The sequence below is a fragment of the Pseudooceanicola lipolyticus genome, from assembly GCF_002786325.1.
Lineage (GTDB): Bacteria > Pseudomonadota > Alphaproteobacteria > Rhodobacterales > Rhodobacteraceae > Pseudooceanicola_C > Pseudooceanicola_C lipolyticus.
Window position 1 is genome coordinate 1 of the sequence record NZ_PGTB01000320.1, and the last position, 1,799, is coordinate 1,799.

A 1,799-nucleotide genomic window follows, 5' to 3' on the forward strand; every position below is an offset into this window, starting at 1 on the left:
CCCGCCGCGGTGGCGCAGTTCCTGACCGGGCTGCGCGGCGCCGCGGCGGGGCTGCGCGGCTTGACAAGCCCTGCCGCCCGCGCGACATCCCGGCCATGATCTTGACCGTTTCTCTCGTGGCCCTGGGGGGCGCCCTGGGCGCGTCCTTGCGCTATCTCGCCGGGCTTGGCGTGTTCCGCCTGCTGGGCCCGCAGGAGTTCCCCCTGGCCATTCTCACGGTGAACGTGCTGGGCTCGCTGCTGATGGGGGTCTTCGTGTCGCTGGCGGCGCATAAGGGCCTGACCTATCTCAGCCCGCTGGTGATGACCGGCTTGCTGGGCGGCTTCACCACCTTTTCGTCCTTTTCGCTGGAGACCGTCACGCTGATCGAGCGCGGCGCCACCGGGCAGGCGGCGGTCTATGTCCTCGCCTCGGTGCTGCTGTCGGTCGGGGCGCTGGTGGCGGGGCTGCTGATGACGCGGGCGGTGCTGACATGAGCGGCGTTCAGATGATCACCGTGGCCGAGGGCGATGGCGACCAGCGCGTCGACCGCTGGCTGCGCCGCATGTTCCCGCATGTCAGCCAGGGCCGCATCGAGAAGATGTGCCGCAAGGGCGAGCTGCGCGTCGATGGCGGCCGGGTCAAGGCGGCCACGCGGCTTGTGGCCGGACAGCAGGTGCGGGTGCCACCGCTGCCCGAGGAAGACCATCGTCCGGCGCCCCTGCGCGCGGGCGTGTCGGAGGCGGATGCCGAGATGATCCGCGCCTGCGTGATCTGGCGCGACGATCACATCATCGCGCTGAACAAGCCGCCCGGCCTGGCGGTGCAGGGCGGCAGCGGCCAGCGTCGCCATGTCGATGCGCTGGCCGAGGCGCTGATGTTCGGGCTGGAGGAAAAGCCGCGGCTGGTGCACCGGCTGGACAAGGACACCTCGGGCGTCCTGCTGATGGCGCGCACCCGCGCGGTGGCGGCGGGCCTGACCGCCGCCTTCCGGCACCGCGAGACGAAAAAGATCTACTGGGCCGCCGTCGCCGGGGTGCCGCATCCCAAGGATGGCGTGATCAAGACCGGGCTGGTCAAGGCGCCGGGCCATGGCAGCGGCGGCGAGGGCGAGAAGATGATCAACATCCACCCCGCCGAAATCGACCGCACGCCGGGGGCCAAGCGCGCGGTCACCGAATACAAGGTGATCGAGGCGGCGGCCAAACGCGCCGCCTGGGTGGCGCTGAACCCGGTCACCGGGCGCACCCACCAGCTGCGGGCCCATATGGCCGAGCTGGGCCACCCCATCGTCGGTGATGGCAAATATGGCGGCTCGGGCCAGGACAATCCGGGCGATGGCTGGGGCGCCCAGTTGGGCGGCGAGATCAGCCGCAAGCTGCATCTGCACGCCCGGTCCCTGACGCTGGAACACCCGGTCACGCGGGCGCGGCTGCATCTGGTGGCACCGCTGGCCGAGCATATGGCGCGCACCTGGGACATCTTCCAATGGTCGCAGCGCGACGCGCCGCAGGACCCGTTCGCGGAGGACGAGCTGTGAGCGATGCCCTCCGCCTGATCCTGTTCGATGTCGATGGCACCCTGGTCGACAGCCAGGGCGCCATCGTCGACGCGATGACGGCCGCCTGTATCGCCAACGGGCTGGCGGCGCCGGACCGGGCCGCGATCCTGTCGATCGTCGGGCTGTCGCTGGATCACGCGGTGCTGCGGCTGATGCCGGAGCTGGAGGCCGCGGCCCGTGCGGCGCTGGTCGAGGGCTACAAGGACGCCTATCACCAGCAACGGCAGCGCCACGGCGCCGCCGCCGGCTCGCCCCTGTT

The 1,799-nt window shown here is 71.0% G+C and carries 3 protein-coding genes; all 3 read left to right on the forward strand.

The genetic code is table 11. The annotated features are described in order from the left end of the window. Positions 1 to 95: 95 nt before the first annotated feature. A complete protein-coding gene (crcB, locus tag CVM52_RS25500; RefSeq protein WP_100165042.1) occupies positions 96 to 476 on the forward strand; it encodes a fluoride efflux transporter CrcB in 381 nt (126 codons plus the stop codon). Further along, positions 473 to 1,519 carry an RluA family pseudouridine synthase gene (locus CVM52_RS25505; protein WP_100165043.1) on the forward strand — a complete coding sequence of 349 codons (1,047 nt, stop codon included), beginning with the start codon at positions 473 to 475 and terminating at the stop codon, positions 1,517 to 1,519. Before crcB ends, CVM52_RS25505 begins: the two co-directional genes overlap by 4 nt. Then, positions 1,516 to 1,799 (forward strand): HAD hydrolase-like protein (locus CVM52_RS25510; RefSeq protein WP_172721096.1); only part of this gene is annotated, 284 nt, incomplete at its 3' end. The genes CVM52_RS25505 and CVM52_RS25510, both read left to right, overlap by 4 nt.